15 protein-coding genes are annotated in these 16,635 nt (G+C 71.7%); 13 read left to right on the top strand and 2 right to left on the bottom strand.

The genetic code is table 11. The annotated features are described in order from the left end of the window. Positions 1 to 27: 27 nt before the first annotated feature. From aroC to nusB, 5 genes are all read left to right on the top strand, one after another. Positions 28 to 1,242, top strand: coding sequence for a chorismate synthase (gene aroC, locus C0010_RS01260; RefSeq protein ID WP_105565245.1), 1,215 nt, complete (start codon positions 28 to 30; stop codon positions 1,240 to 1,242). Next, a complete protein-coding gene (locus tag C0010_RS01255; RefSeq protein WP_105565244.1) occupies positions 1,239 to 1,817 on the top strand; it encodes a shikimate kinase in 579 nt (192 codons plus the stop codon). Before aroC ends, C0010_RS01255 begins: the two co-directional genes overlap by 4 nt. Continuing rightward, positions 1,814 to 2,935: a 3-dehydroquinate synthase gene (gene aroB / locus C0010_RS01250; protein ID WP_105565243.1), complete on the top strand. Its 1,122-nt coding sequence runs from the start codon at positions 1,814 to 1,816 to the stop codon at positions 2,933 to 2,935. Before C0010_RS01255 ends, aroB begins: the two co-directional genes overlap by 4 nt. Positions 2,936 to 3,012: 77 nt before the next feature. Next, positions 3,013 to 3,576 (top strand): elongation factor P, encoded by a 564-nt coding sequence (efp, locus tag C0010_RS01245; RefSeq protein WP_105565242.1) that lies wholly within the window; start codon positions 3,013 to 3,015, stop codon positions 3,574 to 3,576. A 7-nt stretch (positions 3,577 to 3,583) separates the two neighbouring features. Then, positions 3,584 to 3,994, top strand: a complete 411-nt coding sequence (gene nusB, locus C0010_RS01240) for a transcription antitermination factor NusB (RefSeq protein ID WP_105565241.1) — start codon at positions 3,584 to 3,586, stop codon at positions 3,992 to 3,994. Positions 3,995 to 4,166: 172 nt separating this feature from the next. Here nusB and C0010_RS01235 read toward each other — a convergent pair whose 3' ends face one another. Together C0010_RS01235 and C0010_RS01230 are read right to left on the bottom strand one after the other, a co-directional pair. Beyond that, the gene (locus C0010_RS01235; RefSeq protein ID WP_105565240.1) at positions 4,167 to 4,874 is read right to left on the bottom strand and encodes a DedA family protein; all 708 of its coding nucleotides are present in this window, start codon (positions 4,872 to 4,874) and stop codon (positions 4,167 to 4,169) included. 216 nt (positions 4,875 to 5,090) lie between these two features. Continuing rightward, positions 5,091 to 6,827: an HNH endonuclease signature motif containing protein gene (locus C0010_RS01230; protein WP_105565239.1), complete on the bottom strand. Its 1,737-nt coding sequence runs from the start codon at positions 6,825 to 6,827 to the stop codon at positions 5,091 to 5,093. A gap of 313 nt (positions 6,828 to 7,140) precedes the next feature. On the opposite strand from C0010_RS01230, the gene pyrR reads away from it, so the two are divergent. Genes pyrR through gmk form a run of 8 tightly spaced genes read left to right on the top strand, consistent with a single transcriptional unit; the run spans position 7,141 to position 16,623 of the window. Beyond that, the gene (gene pyrR / locus C0010_RS01225; protein ID WP_105565238.1) at positions 7,141 to 7,677 is read left to right on the top strand and encodes a bifunctional pyr operon transcriptional regulator/uracil phosphoribosyltransferase PyrR; all 537 of its coding nucleotides are present in this window, start codon (positions 7,141 to 7,143) and stop codon (positions 7,675 to 7,677) included. Beyond that, positions 7,674 to 8,648, top strand: coding sequence for an aspartate carbamoyltransferase catalytic subunit (locus tag C0010_RS01220; protein WP_105565237.1), 975 nt, complete (start codon positions 7,674 to 7,676; stop codon positions 8,646 to 8,648). The genes pyrR and C0010_RS01220 overlap by 4 nt, the downstream gene beginning before the upstream one ends. After that, entirely contained in the window at positions 8,645 to 9,949 is a 1,305-nt protein-coding gene (locus tag C0010_RS01215) for a dihydroorotase (protein WP_105565236.1), read from the top strand. Before C0010_RS01220 ends, C0010_RS01215 begins: the two co-directional genes overlap by 4 nt. Next, entirely contained in the window at positions 9,949 to 10,452 is a 504-nt protein-coding gene (locus C0010_RS01210; RefSeq protein ID WP_105565235.1) for a PH-like domain-containing protein, read from the top strand. The genes C0010_RS01215 and C0010_RS01210 overlap by 1 nt, the downstream gene beginning before the upstream one ends. Continuing rightward, on the top strand, positions 10,449 to 11,612 hold the full coding sequence (carA, locus tag C0010_RS01205; RefSeq protein WP_105565234.1) for a glutamine-hydrolyzing carbamoyl-phosphate synthase small subunit: 1,164 nt from the start codon (positions 10,449 to 10,451) through the stop codon (positions 11,610 to 11,612). Before C0010_RS01210 ends, carA begins: the two co-directional genes overlap by 4 nt. After that, the gene (gene carB, locus C0010_RS01200; RefSeq protein ID WP_105565233.1) at positions 11,605 to 14,886 is read left to right on the top strand and encodes a carbamoyl-phosphate synthase large subunit; all 3,282 of its coding nucleotides are present in this window, start codon (positions 11,605 to 11,607) and stop codon (positions 14,884 to 14,886) included. Before carA ends, carB begins: the two co-directional genes overlap by 8 nt. Continuing rightward, positions 14,883 to 15,728 carry an orotidine-5'-phosphate decarboxylase gene (gene pyrF, locus C0010_RS01195; RefSeq protein ID WP_105565232.1) on the top strand — a complete coding sequence of 282 codons (846 nt, stop codon included), beginning with the start codon at positions 14,883 to 14,885 and terminating at the stop codon, positions 15,726 to 15,728. Before carB ends, pyrF begins: the two co-directional genes overlap by 4 nt. Further along, positions 15,715 to 16,623, top strand: a complete 909-nt coding sequence (gene gmk, locus C0010_RS01190; protein ID WP_105565231.1) for a guanylate kinase — start codon at positions 15,715 to 15,717, stop codon at positions 16,621 to 16,623. The genes pyrF and gmk overlap by 14 nt, the downstream gene beginning before the upstream one ends. The last annotated feature ends 12 nt before the right edge of the window (positions 16,624 to 16,635 follow it).

Raw genomic sequence — 16,635 nt, 5'->3', positions numbered from 1 at the left:
CGCCGAGGCCGTGGGAAGATGGAGCTTATGCTCCGCGTGATCACGGCCGGCGAATCGCACGGCCCAGAACTCATCGCCGTCATGGAGGGCCTGCCGTCCGGCGTCCCCGTGTCCGCCTCCGCGATCCAGCGCGACCTGCAGCGCCGCAAGCTCGGGTACGGCCGCGGTTCGCGGATGAAGTTCGAACAGGACGAACTGACGCTCTCGACCGGTGTGCGCCACGGCTATTCGCTCGGCAGCCCCCTCGCCATCCGGATCGGCAACACGGAGTGGCCGAAATGGACCGAGGTGATGAGCGCCGAGCCCATCGAGCTCACCGAGAAGTCGCGCGGCCGCGGTGCCCCGCTGACCCGCCCGCGCCCCGGTCACGCCGACCTCGTCGGCATGCAGAAGTACGGCTTCGACGAGGCGCGCCCGATCCTCGAGCGCGCGAGCGCCCGGGAGACGGCCGCCCGGGTCGCGCTCGGCGCGGTCGCCCGCTCGTTCCTCGGCGAGCTCGGCATCCGGCTCGTCAGCCACACGCTCTCGATCGGTCCCGTGCAGGTTCCCGCGGGTTCGCCCGTGCCGGTTCCGGACGACGTCGACGCGCTCGACGCCGACCCGCTGCGATGCTTCGACCCCGCGACGAGCGAGCGGATGGTCGCCGAGGTCGACGACGCGCGCAAGGCCGGCGACACGCTCGGCGGCATCGTCGAGGTGCTCGCCTACGGGCTCCCGCCGGGGCTCGGTTCGCACGTGCACTGGGACCGCCGACTCGACGGCAAGCTCGCCCAGGCCCTCATGAGCATCCAGGCCATGAAGGGCGTCGAGGTCGGCGACGGCTTCGAGACCTCGCGCCGCCGCGGCTCCGCCGCGCACGACGAACTGCTCCGCACCGACGGCGGCGTCGGCCGCGGTTCCGGCCGCGCCGGTGGCACGGAGGGCGGCATGTCGACGGGTACGCCGCTGCGCGTGCGCGCCGCCATGAAGCCGATCGCCACGGTGCCGCGCGCGCTGCGCACGATCGACGTTGCGACGGGCGAGGAGGCGACGGCGCACCACCAGCGCTCCGATGTGTGCGCGGTGCCCGCCTCCGGTGTCGTCGCCGAGGCGATGACGGCGATCGTTCTGGCCGAGACGGTGCTCGAGAAGTTCGGCGGCGACTCGCTCGCCGAGACCCGCCGCAACCTCGAGGGCTACCTCGCGGCGATCCCCGCCGAGCTGCGCACGACGCCGGACGACCGGGTCGACCAGGGCGCATGACGGGCGACGACGACGACGCCGTCGCCGCCGTGCCCGGACCGTTCGAGCAGGGCGAGCCGGCGAAGCCACTGCTCGTTCTGATCGGGCCCATGGGGGCGGGGAAGTCGGCGATCGGCCGAAAGACCGCGAAGGCGCTCGGCGTGCCCTTCCGCGACACCGACTCGATCGTGGTCCAGCAGCACGGAGCCATCGCGGACATCTTCGTCTCCCGCGGGGAGGCGGCGTTCCGTGCGCTCGAACACGAGGCCGTGATCGCGTCGCTCTCGCAGGACGGCGTCGTCGCGCTCGGCGGAGGCGCTGTCATGCACGAGGGCACGAGGGAGGCGCTCGCCGGCCACAGGGTCGTGCTGCTCACGGTCTCGGAGAGCGCGATCGTGTCCCGACTGCGGGGCCAGAAGCGTCCCCTGCTGAACACCGAGGACGGCGACCGGGTCGCCGAATGGGCGCGGATCAAGGATCAGCGCATGCCCACGTACCGCTCGCTCGCGGTGCGCGAGATCGACACATCGTCCGGGCCGATCCAGCACGTCGTCGACGAGCTGGCGGAATGGATCGAGCGGGAGGAGACCGCATGACCAACACCACCGAGATCCGCGTCGCCGGCGAGCCCGGCTACGCCATCCGGGTCGGGCACGGGCTCATCGCCGAGGTCGGCGACGCTCTGCCGGAGGGGGCGCGCAAGGTGCTCGTCGTGCACCCACCGACCCTCCAGAAGGAGGCCGACGCGCTGCGGGAGAGCCTCGTCGGCGAGCGGGAGGTCCTGCTGGCCGAGATCCCGGATGCCGAGCAGGGCAAGCGCATCGAGGTCGCCTCGTTCTGCTGGCAGATCATGGGCCAGGCCGACTTCACCCGCAGCGACGCCGTCGTCGGCTTCGGCGGGGGAGCGGTCACCGACCTGGCGGGCTTCGTCGCGGCGAGCTGGCTGCGAGGGGTCGCCGTCGTGCAGGTACCGACGACGGTGCTGGGCATGGTCGACGCGGCCGTCGGCGGCAAGACGGGCGTGAACACGAACGAGGGCAAGAACCTCGTCGGGGCGTTCTGGGCGCCGCGTGCCGTGATCTGCGATCTCGACCTGCTCGCGACGCTGCCGCGGAACGAGGCGGTCGCCGGCTACGCCGAGGTCGTCAAGGCCGGCTTCATCCAGTACCCCGAGATCCTCGAGATCATCGAAGCCGACCCCGAGCGCGCGACCGACGTCACGACGGACGAGTTCCGCCGCACGATAGAGCTGGCCATCCGGATGAAGGCCGACATCGTCGGCGAGGACTTCCGCGAGGCCGGCCTGCGCGAACACCTGAACTACGGCCACACGCTCGGCCACGCCATCGAGCACGCAGAGCGCTACCAGTGGCGCCACGGCGCGGCCGTCTCGATCGGCATGATGTTCGCCGCGGAGCTCTCACGGCTCGCAGGCCGCTTGAGCGACGCGGCTGTCGACAGGCACCGCGACATCCTGACCTCGCTCGGGCTGCCGACGACGTATCGCCTGGGCGCGTGGACCCAGCTGCTGAAGACGATGCAGCGCGATAAGAAGACGCGGGCGGGCATGCTGCGCTTCATCGTGCTCGACGACATCGGCAAGCCGACCGTGATGCAGGCGCCCGACGAGTCGCTGCTGTACTCCGCCTACCTCGAGGTGGGCGAGGAGCAGCGGCCCGAGGTCAGGAGCACCCAGACCTCGGTCAAGCTCTAGCGTCCTACCAGTACAATCGTTGCTCGGGCCCTTCCGGCCGGCAGCACTCTGACACAAGACGAAACGGAACCACCTACATGGCATCCACCGCAGACATCCGCAACGGCGTCGTTCTCTCGATCGACGGCCAGCTCTGGAGCATCGTGGAGTTCCAGCACGTCAAGCCCGGCAAGGGCGGTGCGTTCGTCAGGACGAAGATGAAGAACGTCGTCTCCGGCAAGATCATCGACAAGACGTTCAACGCCGGCAGCAAGGTCGACGTGCAGAACGTCGATCGCAGTGACTACCAGTACCTGTACAACGACGGCGACTCGTACGTCTTCATGGATCAGCGCGACTACGACCAGATCACGGTGACCGCGGCGGTAGTCGGCGATGCGTCGAAGTTCATGCTCGAGAACATGCTCGTCACGATCGCGATGCACGACGGTCAGCCGCTCTACGTCGAGCTGCCGCCGTCGATCACCACCGTCATCACCTACACCGAGCCCGGCCTGCAGGGCGATCGCTCGAACGCCGGCACGAAGCCGGCGACGATCGAGACGGGCGCCGAGATCCAGGTGCCGCTGTTCCTGAACGAGGGTACGAAGATCAAGGTCGACACGCGCAGCGGCGACTACCTCGGCCGCGTCAACGACTGAGGCGGTCTTGAGCGCACGCACCAAGGCGCGCAAGCGCGCCCTCGACATTCTGTTCTCGGCCGACGTCCGAGGCGACACCGTTCCGCAGGCCCTCGCGGCCGCGGCCGAGCGCGCCGTGAGCGAGCCCGAGCGCCAGGCGAGCTGGTTGTACGCGCGCGAGATCGTCGACGGCGTCATCGACAACTCCGACGAGATCGACGACGAGATCGAGACCCACAGCCGCGAGTGGAAGCTCGACCGGATGCCGGCCGTCGATCGCGCGCTGCTCCGGATCGCGACGTGGGAGATCCTCTTCAACGACGAGGTCCCGACGGGCGTCGCGATCACGGAGGCCGTCGACCTCGCCAAGGAGCTCTCCACCGAGGAGTCGAGCGGCTTCATCCACGGCGTCCTCGCCCGCATCGAGCGGTCGAGCTGACACCCATCCGGCAGCGGTCACGGCCCCGGCGGCTTCGGCAGCGTCTGCCCGCCGTTCGGCGACGAACTGGAGATGCGCCGGAGCTGGCGCCGGTGGAATGAACGCGTGGCCCCGGACTTCCGGGTCTTCAGGGTCATCCGCCGGACGTCGGCGCGGGGCGTCGGCAGGTGCGTCAGGCCGCGGGCGGAGCGGGTACCGCGGCGAACCGACCGACCGCGGCGCGCCCGAGCGCGAGCGCCCGTGCGCGGAGCCGAGAGGCGCCCTGCGTGGTCCGCGAGGCGTGTCCTGTGGCAGCGAACTCGCGCGGCGATGTGCCGCCGGTGATCGCACGGGATCGCGCGAACCGCTTCTTGAGCATCTGCCCCGCCTGGCTGATCAGGGCCATGACCATGATCGATGCGATCACGGTGACGAGGACGTTGCCGCCCGTGAGTGCGCCGATCGCCGAACCGATCGTGAGCAGGTAGGCGGACCACAGCAGGGCGCCGACGGAGCTCGCGACGCGGTAGGTGCTCCGCGGCATCCGGGTGGCCCCGGCCATGAAGGTCACGGCGACGCGCCAGCCGGGAACCAGGCGCGCCGTTGAGATCACGCTCAGGCCGTTCCGCGCCAGGCGGTCCCCGGTGCCCCGCAGAACCTTCGCGACTTCGGGCTTGCGCATCCAGGCGAAGCGATCGATGCCGAGCCTGCGGCCCAGCTCGTACATGATGTTGTCGCCGACGAACGCGGCGGTTGCGCCGAGCAGTGCGACCGCGACGATCGCGGGCCAGCCGAGCCCGGCGCCCGCCGACACGGAGGCGAGGAGTGCGGCTTCTCCGGGCACGAGCGGCACGATGCTGTCGAGGACGACGGTGAGGAACATCAGGAAGACGCTGATCATGGCTCATACTCTGGGGCTCGGATCATACGCCGCACATCCCGCCGCGGAGTGATTCGCGCCGATACCGAGGTGGGGGCGAGTGCAGCGCTGACGTTCCCGCTGGCGTGCCCGGATCACTTGCGTCGCGGATCCGAGTGGCGCGCCCGCCGCGTCAGGGCTGGCGCCCAGCGTCTCCCGGCCTGCGCGCGTACGTGGGTGTGTGGTGCGCAGCGACGATCAGAACTGGGCGCCCGCCATGTCGGCGTTCGTGCCGGCTGTCTCCCACTCGGTGCGGGTGCTCGGCCACGACACCCGCGCCCGGCGATCTCGGTGCGGCGGGCCCGGCGGCGTGCGGCCGGCAGAGTCCTCCCGCATGCCGTCGCGGCGGCGTGGTCGGGCGGCGCGGGCGTGGTCGGCGTCGACGAATGCGACGGCGGACTTCGCCCGCGCGGCGCGCTCCTGCCCGGCGGGGCTGCGCCACCGGACGTCGCCGTCGGCCTGGACCGTGTACGACCAGGCCGTCGTGTGTTTGAGCACGTGGTGGAACCGGCACAGGTGGGCCAGGTTCGACACGTTCGTCTTGCCGCCGTGGGCGTGGTCGTGGGTGTGGTCGATGTCGGCGCCCGTGGCGCGGCGCTCGCAGTGCGGGAACACGCAGGTCTGGTCGCGGGCGACGAGGTACCGCCGCTGGGCGGATGTCGGGGCGTACCGGTCGACGGTGAGGAGCGCGCCCGTGCGGGGCCGGTGGAACAGGCGCGCCCACGTGGCCGCGCCGGCGGCGATCGGGTTCGCGACCGTCTCGGCGACGGGCCCGTACCCGGCGAGGTCGGCGGGCGCGTCGTCGAGGCCCGCGAGCGTGGTGACGGGGATGGTGACCTGCACCTTCCCGCGCAGCGCGGCCAGCACGCTGAGCCCGGTGGGGTCGGCGACGTGGTGCGCATCGGGCTCGCCCGTCAGGAGGAGGTCGACGGCGAGGTCTGCCCGCACCTGCGAGAACGAGCGGGCGTCGACGACGGGCTCACCGTCGCCGCCGGTGACAGGCGTGTCTTCGCATGCGGTGTTCGCCGCGCACGCGTCGGCGGCGTCGCTGGCGGCATCCTTCACACCCGCGCCTGCGGACGCCGCGGCGGCCTGCGCGAACGCGGCGGCTGCGACCTCGGCGGCCTCGACGCACGCCGCGCAGGCATCGCCCTTCGTGCGGCAGTCGTCGCACCGCACCTCGATGGCCGCTCCCTCGCCGCCGTTCGCGCCGTCGTTCGCGGCTCCGGTCGCCCGCACGGCGACGACCCTCCGGGCCATCTGCGTCAGCCGGTCGTGCGCGCCGTATACGGTGACCGCGTCGGCGACCAGGCACAGCTCCGCCATGCCGTCCTCGAGATCCCGCACGAACACGCCCCGGGCCCGGCGGGCCCGCTCGTGCCGGGCCGTGAGGCTCTCCGGCTCGAGCTCGGCCGCGATCCGCCGCGCCGCCCGACGGGTGCCGTAGACCGTCTTCGCCGCCGCATGCGGGACGGCGAGCCGCTCGTACTCGGCCCGCACATCGTCGTCGACCAGGCGGGCGCCCTCCGAGACGAGCACCGAGGCCCGCCCGGCATCGATCTCGCCGGCCTCGAACGCGCCCCGCACGCCCGCGAACCGGTGGGAGAGCTCCCACACGTCGCTGACCTCGGCACCCACGGCCCGGCGGCTGGCCCTCGTCGCCAGCGACAGCTCCGCGACCATCGCCCGCACCGGCGCGTCATCCGGCTCGAAGATCGGCTCGCCCTCACGGGTCTCACCGACCGGGACCCGCTCGTACCGCTCCCGCTGCGCCAGCGCCACCGACGTCGCGATCTCCACCGCCGCCGCCCGCTGCGCCTGCAGCTGCGCGATCATCGCATCGAAGCCCGCCACCAGCGCCACCGCCGCCCGCGTGACCTCCGCCTCCTCCGGCGTCGGATCCCACGGACGGGATGTGCGATGCGTCTTCGTCATACCCCCACGCTAACCAGGGCTTCCGACATTCCGACCGGCCCCACGAACTGACAACCGATGACTTGTTGCCGGAAGACGGCTCACTGCCGGCACGGGCTTTCGCCCGGCTCGAGAGGGATCCAGGGGCCTGACCCTCGACCAATGGCGAGCCCTCCTGTACGACCGATGGCGCTCCGAGGCCGATGCCGGCTCGATCGTCACTCCGCCACCGGGCGCGACACGGGCTCCGGCGCGGAACTCTCACCCGGCACCCGGTAGACTCGGACCACCTGACCTTTAAGACCGTCCCGTGAGGCGGAGAAGGGAGTGGCCGATGGGTGCGCGCGCCGTGCTCGCTGAAGCCGATATCAGCCGGGCTCTGACCCGGATCGCCCACGAGATCCTCGAGGCCAACCGCGGGGCTGACGGCCTCGTGCTGCTGGGCATCCCGACCAGGGGCGTGAACCTCGCCGACCGGCTCGCCGCGCTCATCGAGCGCTTCTCCGGAACGGCCGTTCCGACCGGCGCCCTGGACGTCACGATGTACCGCGACGATCTCTCGCGCCACCCCACCCGCACGCCGCGCCCGACGCAGATCCCGGACGGCGGGATCGACGGCCGCGTGGTCGTGCTCGTCGACGACGTGCTCTTCTCCGGCCGCTCGATCGGGGCCGCGCTCGACGCGCTCAAGGACATCGGCCGCCCGTCGGCTGTGCGGCTGGCGATCCTGATCGACCGCGGGCACCGCGAGCTGCCCATCCGGCCCGACTACGTCGGCAAGAACCTGCCGTCGGCGCGCAGCGAGCGCGTCAACGTCTCGCTCGCCGAGGTCGACGGCACCGACGCCGTCACGATCGAGGAGGCGGCATGAGGCATCTGCTCGACACGCGCACGCTCTCGCGCGACGACGCGATCCGCATTCTGGACGTCGCCGAGGACATGGCCGCGACCCAGGGCCGCGAGGTCAAGAAGCTGCCGACGCTGCGCGGCAAGACCGTCGTGAACCTCTTCTTCGAGGATTCGACGCGCACGCGCATCTCGTTCGAGGCGGCCGCCAAGCGCCTCTCGGCCGACGTCCTGAACTTCTCGGCCAAGGGCTCGAGCGTCTCGAAGGGCGAGAGCCTGCAGGACACGGCGCAGACGCTGCAGGCGATGTCGGCGGACGCCGTCGTCATCCGCCACGGCGCATCCGGAGCCCCGCACACCCTCGCGACGAGCGGCTGGATCACCGCCGGCGTGCTGAACGCCGGCGACGGCACCCACGAGCACCCGACCCAGGCGCTGCTCGACGCGTTCACGCTGCGCCGCCGCCTGCACGGCGCCGCGAGCCGCGGCAAGGGCCTCGACGGCGCGCACGTCGCGATCGTCGGCGACGTGCTGCACTCCCGCGTGGCGCGCTCGAACGTCTGGCTGCTGGCGACGCTCGGCGCGGAGGTCACGCTCGTCGGCCCGCCGACGCTGCTGCCCCAGGACACATCCGCGTGGCCCGTCGCGCTCAGCTACGACCTCGACGACACGCTCGCCGCCGCGCCCGACGCCGTCATGATGCTCCGGATCCAGGCGGAGCGGATGAATGCGTCCTATTTCCCGTCTGAGCGGGAGTATTCGCGGCGGTGGGGGCTGGGCCGAGAGCGGTTCGAACGGCTCACGGGCGGTACGATCGTGATGCACCCCGGGCCGATGAACCGGGGGCTCGAGATCTGCTCGCAGGCGGCCGACTCGGAGCGCTCGACGGTGCTCGAACAGGTCGCGAACGGCATCTCGGTCCGCATGGCCGCGCTCTACCTGCTGCTGGCGGGGGAGCGGGCCACGGACCGCACGGACACGGAGGAGGGACGATGAGCGAGACTCTCCTCATCACGGGCGCCGCGATCGAGGGCGGCGACCGCGCGGACATCCTGGTCGAGGACGGCCGGATCGCCGAGGTCGGCGCCGGGCTCAGCCGGGCGGGCGCGCGGCGCATCGACGCAGACGGTCTCGTCGCCCTCCCGGGTCTGGTCGACCTGCACGTGCACCTGCGCGAGCCCGGCTTCGAGGCGTCGGAGACGATCCTGACCGGCACGCGCGCCGCGGCATCCGGCGGCTTCTCCGCCGTGTTCGCGATGCCGAACACCCTGCCGGTCGCCGACAACGCCGGCGTCGTCGAGCAGGAGCTCGCGCTCGGCGAGGCCGCCGGCTACGCCACGGTGCAACCGATCGGCGCCGTCACCGTCGGGCAGAAGGGCGAGCGGCTCGCCGAGCTGGGCGCCATGGCCTCCTCGCGGGCCAGGGTCCGCGTCTTCAGCGACGACGGCTCGTGCGTCGCCGACCCCCTGCTGATGCGCCGCGCGCTCGAGTACGTCAAGGGCTTCGGAGGACTGATCGCGCAGCACGCGCAGGACCCTCGCCTGACCGAGGGTGCCCAGATGAACGAGGGCGTCGTGTCCGCCGAGCTCGGCCTCGCCGGCTGGCCCGCCGTCGCCGAGGAGTCGATCATCGCCCGCGACGTGCTCCTCGCCGAGCACGTCGGCTCGCGCCTGCACGTCTGCCACCTCTCGACGGCCGGGTCCGTCGAGATCATCCGATGGGCGAAGGCCCGCGGAATCGACGTCACGGCCGAGGTGACCCCGCACCACCTGCTCTACACCGACGAGAAGGTGCGCGGCTACGACGCGCGCTACAAGGTCAACCCGCCGCTGCGCCGCCGCGAGGACGTCGAGGCCGTGCGCGCCGGGCTCGCCGACGGCACGATCGACATCGTCGCGACCGACCACGCCCCGCACCCCGAGGAGTCGAAGGCCTGCGAGTGGCACGCCGCCGCGCACGGGATGGTCGGGCTCGAGAGCGCGCTGCGGGTCGTGCAGAAGACCATGGTCGACACCGGGCTCCTCGAGTGGCACGACGTCGCCCGAGTGATGTCGAAGACGCCGGCGAAGATCGGGCAGCTGGCCGGGCACGGCGAGGCGATCGCCGTCGGTGCCGGCGCCGAGATCGCGCTCTACGACCCGAGCGCATCGGGTGTCTTCACGACGGCCGACCTGAACGGGCGCAGCGAGAACTCGCCGTACCTCGGCGACGAGCTGCCCGGCCGCCCCGTCTGGACGATCCACCGCGGGTACGCGACCCTCGCCGACGGCGAGGTCGTCGAGCGGGGTGACGCCTGATGCTCGACTACCTGCCGGGCATCGCGTTCTTCGTCGCCGTCATCGCGCTCGTCCTGTTCGCCATGTGGTGGGGGTGGCGCGCGAGGCGGAAGCGATCCGCGAGCGTCGTCGCCCCGCAGGCGCCGGTCCGCGGCGCGGAGGTCGCCGTCTTCGACGGCCTCTACGTCGCGACGACCCGCCACGGAGACCCGCTCGACCGGCTGGTCGTCCCCGGCCTCGCGTTCCGCTCCCGGGTGCACGTCACCGTGACGAGCGCCGGTGTGGCGCTGGCCATGCCTGGCAGCCATACCCTCTTCCTCGACGCGGACCGCATCTCGGGTGCGGGTCGCGCGACCTGGACGATCGACCGCGTCGTCGAACGCGACGGCCTCGTGCTCATCGCGTGGCGCAGCGACGACGGAACAATCTGCGACAGTTACATCCGCCTTCAGACGGCGTCGCCCGACGCGCTCGTCAGCGCGATCGACGATCTGAAGGCACTACCCACAGGAGCCGAGCAGTGACTTCTTCCCTTCTCAACCGCGACCGCGCGGTCCTCGTGCTGGAGGACGGCAGCCGCTTCGACGGCTGGGCCTACGGCGCCCGCGGCACGACCGTCGGCGAGGTCGTCTTCACGACCGGCATGACGGGCTACCAGGAGACCCTGACCGACCCGTCGTACGCCGGACAGATCGTCCTCCAGACGGCCCCGCACATCGGGAACACCGGCGTGAACGACGAGGACCCGGAGTCGCGCCGCATCTGGGTCGCCGGGTACATCGTGCGCGACCCCTCCCGTGTCGTGTCGAACTGGCGCGCCGACGAGTCGCTCGACGCGGCGCTCGAGCGCGACGGCATCGTCGGGATCTCCGGCATCGACACGCGCGCCGTGACGCGGCACATCCGGTCGGACGGGTCGATGCGCGGCGCCGTGTTCTCCGGCATCGACGCCGAGATCGACCCGGAAGAGCAGCTGCGCACCGTGACGGCGGCGCCGGAGATGGCGGGCCGGAACCTCTCGGCCGAGGTCTCCGTCTCCGAGACGCAGGTCACGCCGGCCACGGGCGAGCGGATCGGCAACCTCGCGGTCATCGACCTCGGCATCAAGCAGGCGACCGTCGACAACCTCGCCCGCCGCGGCTTCGACGTGCACGTGATGCCGCAGAGCTCGACGATCGACGACATCCGGGCCATCGACCCCGTCGCGCTGTTCTTCTCGAACGGTCCTGGCGACCCCGCGGCGAGCGACGGGCACGTCGCGCTGCTGACGGCGGCGCTGCGCGACGGCCTGCCCTACTTCGGCATCTGCTTCGGCAACCAGCTGTTCGGCCGCGCGCTCGGCCTCGGCACCTACAAGCTGCCGTTCGGCCACAGGGGCATCAACCAGCCCGTGCGCGACAACACCACGGGCAAGGTCGAGATCACGGCCCAGAACCACGGCTTCGCGGTCGACGCGCCCCTCGAGGGCGTCTTCGACAGCCCCGCGGGCTTCGGCCGGATCGAGGTCAGCCACATCGGCCTCAACGACAACGTCGTGGAGGGCATGCGCGCCCTCGACATCCCCGCCTTCAGCGTGCAGTACCACCCGGAGGCCGCCGGCGGGCCCAACGACGCCAATTACCTGTTCGACCGGTTCCAGGCCATGGTCATGGACCACCTCGGCAAGAAGGGCACCAATGCCTAAGCGCGACGACATCAACTCCGTCCTCGTCATCGGGTCCGGCCCGATCGTCATCGGTCAGGCCTGCGAGTTCGACTACTCGGGCACCCAGGCGTGCCGGGTGCTCCGCGAGGAGGGCGTGCGCGTCATCCTGGTGAACTCGAACCCGGCGACGATCATGACCGATCCCGACTTCGCCGACGCGACCTACGTCGAGCCGATCAGCCCCGACGTGATCGAGACGATCATCGCGAAGGAGAAGCCGGATGCCGTCCTGCCGACGCTGGGCGGGCAGACGGCGCTGAACGCGGCCATGGCGCTGCACGAGGCGGGGATCCTCGAGAAGTACGGCGTCGAGCTGATCGGCGCGAGGCCCGAGGCGATCGAGCGGGGCGAGAACCGGCAGATCTTCAAGGACCTCGTGATCGAGGCGGGTGCCGAGGTGGCCAAGAGCCGCATCGTGCACACGATGGACGAGGCGCTCGCGGCCGCCGACGAGCTCGGCTACCCGATGGTCGTCCGCCCGTCGTTCACGATGGGCGGCCTGGGTTCGGGCTTCGCGCACGACGAGACCGAGCTGCGCCGGATGGCGGGTGACGGCCTGCGGGAGTCGACGACGACCGAGGTGCTCCTGGAGGAGTCGATCCTCGGTTGGAAGGAGTACGAGCTCGAGCTGATGCGCGACACCGCCGACAACACGGTGGTCGTCTGCTCCATCGAGAACGTCGACCCCGTCGGCGTGCACACGGGCGACTCGATCACGGTCGCGCCGGCGCTCACCCTGACGGACCGCGAGTACCAGAAGCTCCGCGACATCGGCATCGAGATCATCCGGCGCGTGGGCGTCGACACGGGCGGTTGCAACATCCAGTTCGCGGTCGACCCCGCGACGGGCCGCATCATCGTCATCGAGATGAACCCGCGCGTGTCGCGTTCGAGCGCGCTCGCGTCGAAGGCGACGGGCTTCCCGATCGCGAAGCTCGCCGCGAAGCTCGCGCTCGGATACCGCCTCGACGAGGTGCCGAACGACATCACGAAGGTGACGCCGGCGTCGTTCGAGCCGACGCTCGACTACGTCGTCGTGAAGGTGCCTCGCTTCGCCTTCGAGAAGTTCCCTGCGGCGGACCCGACGCTCACGACGACCATGAAGTCCGTCGGCGAGGCGATGGCGATCGGCCGCAACTATGCGACGGCGCTGCAGAAGGCGCTCCGCTCCGTCGAGAAGCGCGGCTCCTCGTTCCACTGGGGCGACGAGACGCGCACCCCCGAGGAGCTCCTCGAGCTGATGAAGACGCCGACCGACGGTCGCATCGTGCAGGTGCAGCAGGCGCTGCGCCTGGGCGCCACGGCCGAGCAGGTCTTCGATGCGACGAAGATCGACCCGTGGTTCATCGACCAGATCGTCCTGATCAACGAGGTCGCCGAAGCGATCGCAGCGGCCGACGAGCTCGACGCGCGCGCCATCCGGTTCGCCAAGGAGCACGGCTTCAGCGATGCCCAGATCGCGCAGCTCCGCGGCCTGGAGGAGTCGGAGGTCCGCGAGGCGCGCTGGGGCATGGGCCTGCGTCCCGTGTACAAGACGGTCGACACGTGCGCCGGCGAGTTCCCGGCCCTCACGCCCTACCACTACTCGTCGTACGACGCCGAGACCGAGGTCACGCCGTCCGATCGCCGCAAGGTCGTCATCATCGGCTCCGGCCCGAACCGCATCGGCCAGGGCGTCGAGTTCGACTACTCGTGCGTGCAGGCGTCGTTCGCGCTGGGAGCCGCCGGGTTCGAGACCGTCATGGTCAACTGCAACCCGGAGACGGTCTCGACGGACTACGACACGAGCGACCGCCTCTACTTCGAGCCGCTCACGCTCGAGGACGTGCTGGAGGTCCTGCACGCCGAGGCCGCGTCCGGCGAGATCTACGGCGTCGTGTGCCAGCTGGGCGGCCAGACGCCGCTCGGGCTGGCGAAGGACATCGAGGCGGCCGGCTACCGCATCCTCGGCACCAGCCCCGCGGCGATCGACCTGGCGGAGGACCGCCAGCTCTTCGGCGAGATCCTCGAGCGCGGCGGCCTCGTCGCCCCCCGCAGCGGGACCGCGACCGACGAGGCGACCGCGATCGCGGTGGCCGAGGAGATCGGGTACCCCGTGCTCGTCCGCCCGTCCTTCGTGCTGGGAGGCCGCGGAATGGAGATCGTCTACGACACCCCGAGCCTGAGCGACTACTTCGCGAGGATCGCGGAGCACGCGATCATCGGGCCCGAGGCGCCGCTGCTCGTGGACCGCTTCCTCGACGACGCCGTGGAGATCGACGTCGACGCCCTCTTCGACGGCGACGAGCTCTACGTCGGCGGCGTGATGGAGCACCTCGAGGAGGCCGGGATCCATTCCGGCGACTCGAGCTGCGCGCTGCCGCCCATGTCGCTCGGCAAGGGTGAGATCGCCCGTGTCCGCGAGGCGACGCGCGCGATCGCCGAGGGCGTCGGCGTGCGCGGCCTGCTGAACGTGCAGTTCGCGATCAGCGCGGGCGTGCTCTACGTGATCGAGGCGAACCCCCGTGCCAGCCGCACCGTGCCGTTCGTGTCGAAGGCGCTCGGTATGCCGCTCGCGCAGGCCGCGAGCCGCATCATGGCGGGCGACACGATCGCGCAGCTGCGCGAAGAGGGGCTCCTGTCCGTCGCCGACGGCACCGTCGTTCCGCCGGGCACGCCCGTGTCCGTCAAGGAGGCCGTGCTGCCGTTCAAGCGGTTCAGGACGGCGGACGGCCAGGTGGTCGACTCGGTGCTCGGGCCCGAGATGCGTTCGACGGGCGAGGTGATGGGAATCGACAGGACGTTCCCCGTCGCCTTCGCGAAGAGTCAGGTCGCCGGGTACGGCGGCGTGCCGCGCAGCGGCACCGTGTTCATCTCGGTCGCGGACAGCGACAAGCGCGACGTCCTGCTCCCGGCGCACCGGCTCAGCCAGCTCGGCTTCCGCATCCTCGCGACCGAGGGCACCGCCGAGATCCTGACCCGCAACGGCATCGCCACCGAGGTCGTCGCGAAGTACAGCGACTCCGGGGCGGGCGAGAACGTCGTCGACCTGATCAACGCGGGCGCCGTCGACATCATCGTGAACACACCGAGCGGGATGTCGGCGCGCGCGGACGGCTACGAGATCCGTGCGGCCGCCGTCGCCGCCGACAAGGCCCTGTTCACGACGATCGTCACGCTCGGCGCGGCGGTCAGCGCCATGGACGCGGTCGAAGGCGGCTTCGACGTGAAGAGCCTGCAGGAGTACGAGGCGGAGCGGAAGGCACTGGTGTGACGGACGCATTCGGCACGCGCCTGCGCGGGGCGCTCGACGAGTTCGGGCCGCTCTGCGTGGGCGTCGACCCCCACGCCGCCCTCCTCGACGCGTGGGGGCTCGACCAGGGCCCCGCGGGGCTGGAGTCCTTCGGCCTCCGCGTCGTCGAAGCCGCGGCCGGCCGGGTCGCGGCCATCAAGCCGCAGGTCGCGTTCTTCGAGCGCTTCGGCTCCGCCGGCTTCGCGGCGCTCGAGGGCGTGCTCGCGGCGGGCCGCGAGGCGGGACTGATCGTGATCGCCGACGCCAAGCGGGGCGACATCGGCAGCACGATGGCGGGGTACGCCGCGGCTTGGCTGGAGGCGGGCTCGCCCCTCGAGGCCGACGCCGTGACCCTGTCGCCCTACCTCGGGCCGGGGTCCCTCGCCGAGGCGGTCCGCTTCGGCGCGGAACGGGGCAAGGGCGCGTTCGTGCTCGCGGCGACGAGCAACCCCGAGGCGGGCGAACTGCAGCGGGCCGCGACCGCCGGCGGCGACAGCGTCGCCCGGCTGGTCGCGCGCGAATCCGCGCAACTGGGAGGCGGCACCGCACCCATCGGCCCCGTCGGCCTCGTCGTCGGGGCGACGATCGACCGCGAGCCGGCCGGGCTCGCGGACGACGTGCTCGGGGGAATGCCGATCCTGTCGCCCGGGTTCGGCGCCCAGGGCGCGGAACCCGCGGACCTGCGCCGGCGCTTCGGCACCGTCGCGGGCAACGTCCTCGCGTCGGAGAGCCGCAGCCTGCTGCGCGCAGGCGCCGACGCGCTCCCCGACGCGATCGCGGCACGCGCCGCCGAGTACCGGGAGGCGCTCCGTGACGAACGCTAGCCGCAGACCGCCCGAGGTCGATCGCGCGGCCGCTTCGCGGCGCGCCGTCGAGGCCAGGCGCGCCAGGGCCTCGCTCAAGCGCGACCTCGGCACCAGGGTGGTCGCACCGCAGGAGGCGCTGCGGCGCGCCGAGGCCGACCCCGCGTCGGCCGCCGGCAGCATGCGCGTGACGGACTTCCTCCTGGCGCTCCCCGCGGTCGGCGCCGGCAAGCGCGACCGCGCCCTGGCGGACCTCGGCATCTCGCCCGTGAAGCGACTCGGCGGGCTCGGTCCGCGTCAGCGCGACCGCCTCTACGGCTGGCTCGACGCGCGGTTCCCCGAACCCGAGCCGCGCCCCGGCCGCAGCAGACTGCTCGTGCTCGCCGGCCCGACGGCCGTCGGCAAGGGCACGGTGTCGGCCCGCATCCGCGACACGCACCCCGACATCCACCTCTCGGTCTCCGCCACGACGCGCGCGCCGCGCCCCGGCGAGGTCGACGGGCAGCACTACTTCTTCGTCGACGACGCGGAGTTCGACCGGATGATCGCGGCGGGCGAGCTGCTCGAGTACGCCGTCGTGCACAACAAGCACCGGTACGGCACGCCGCGCGGGCCCGTCGACGAGGCGCTGGCCGCCGGGCGCACGGTCCTGCTCGAGATCGACCTGCAGGGTGCGCGTCAGGTGCGCCGCTCCGAGCCGAGCGCGACGCTCGTGTTCCTCCTGCCGCCGAGCTGGGACGAGCTGGTCAGCCGGCTCGTCGGCCGGGGCACCGAGGACGCCGAGGAGAGGGCGCGCCGGCTGCGCACCGCGAAGGTCGAACTGGCGGCCCAGGGGGAGTTCGACTTCTTCGTCGTGAACGACGAAGTCGCCAGGGCGGCGGAACACGTCGTAGAATTGGCTGATGTGCCCGCGTAACGGGCACCCGAG

The sequence above is a fragment of the Microbacterium halophytorum genome, assembly GCF_002970975.1.
Classification (GTDB): Bacteria; Actinomycetota; Actinomycetes; order Actinomycetales; family Microbacteriaceae; genus Microbacterium; species Microbacterium halophytorum.
The sequence above is the reverse complement of the archived record's forward strand: the minus strand, read 5'-3'. Positions and strand labels throughout refer to the sequence as shown.

Bases quoted from the DNA above. Each gene is read 5' to 3' on its own strand.
- C0010_RS01215 (WP_105565236.1), top strand. From the start codon at position 8,645: ATGAGCGAGACTCTCCTCATCACGGGCGCCGCGATCGAGGGCGGCGAC.
- aroB (WP_105565243.1), top strand. From the start codon at position 1,814: ATGACCAACACCACCGAGATCCGCGTCGCCGGCGAGCCCGGCTACGCC.
- carB (WP_105565233.1), top strand. From the start codon at position 11,605: ATGCCTAAGCGCGACGACATCAACTCCGTCCTCGTCATCGGGTCCGGC.
- C0010_RS01235 (WP_105565240.1), bottom strand. From the start codon at position 4,874: ATGATCAGCGTCTTCCTGATGTTCCTCACCGTCGTCCTCGACAGCATC.
- C0010_RS01230 (WP_105565239.1), bottom strand. From the start codon at position 6,827: ATGACGAAGACGCATCGCACATCCCGTCCGTGGGATCCGACGCCGGAG.
- aroC (WP_105565245.1), top strand. From the start codon at position 28: ATGCTCCGCGTGATCACGGCCGGCGAATCGCACGGCCCAGAACTCATC.
- C0010_RS01210 (WP_105565235.1), top strand. From the start codon at position 9,949: ATGCTCGACTACCTGCCGGGCATCGCGTTCTTCGTCGCCGTCATCGCG.
- C0010_RS01255 (WP_105565244.1), top strand. From the start codon at position 1,239: ATGACGGGCGACGACGACGACGCCGTCGCCGCCGTGCCCGGACCGTTC.
- C0010_RS01220 (WP_105565237.1), top strand. From the start codon at position 7,674: ATGAGGCATCTGCTCGACACGCGCACGCTCTCGCGCGACGACGCGATC.
- efp (WP_105565242.1), top strand. From the start codon at position 3,013: ATGGCATCCACCGCAGACATCCGCAACGGCGTCGTTCTCTCGATCGAC.
- pyrR (WP_105565238.1), top strand. From the start codon at position 7,141: ATGGGTGCGCGCGCCGTGCTCGCTGAAGCCGATATCAGCCGGGCTCTG.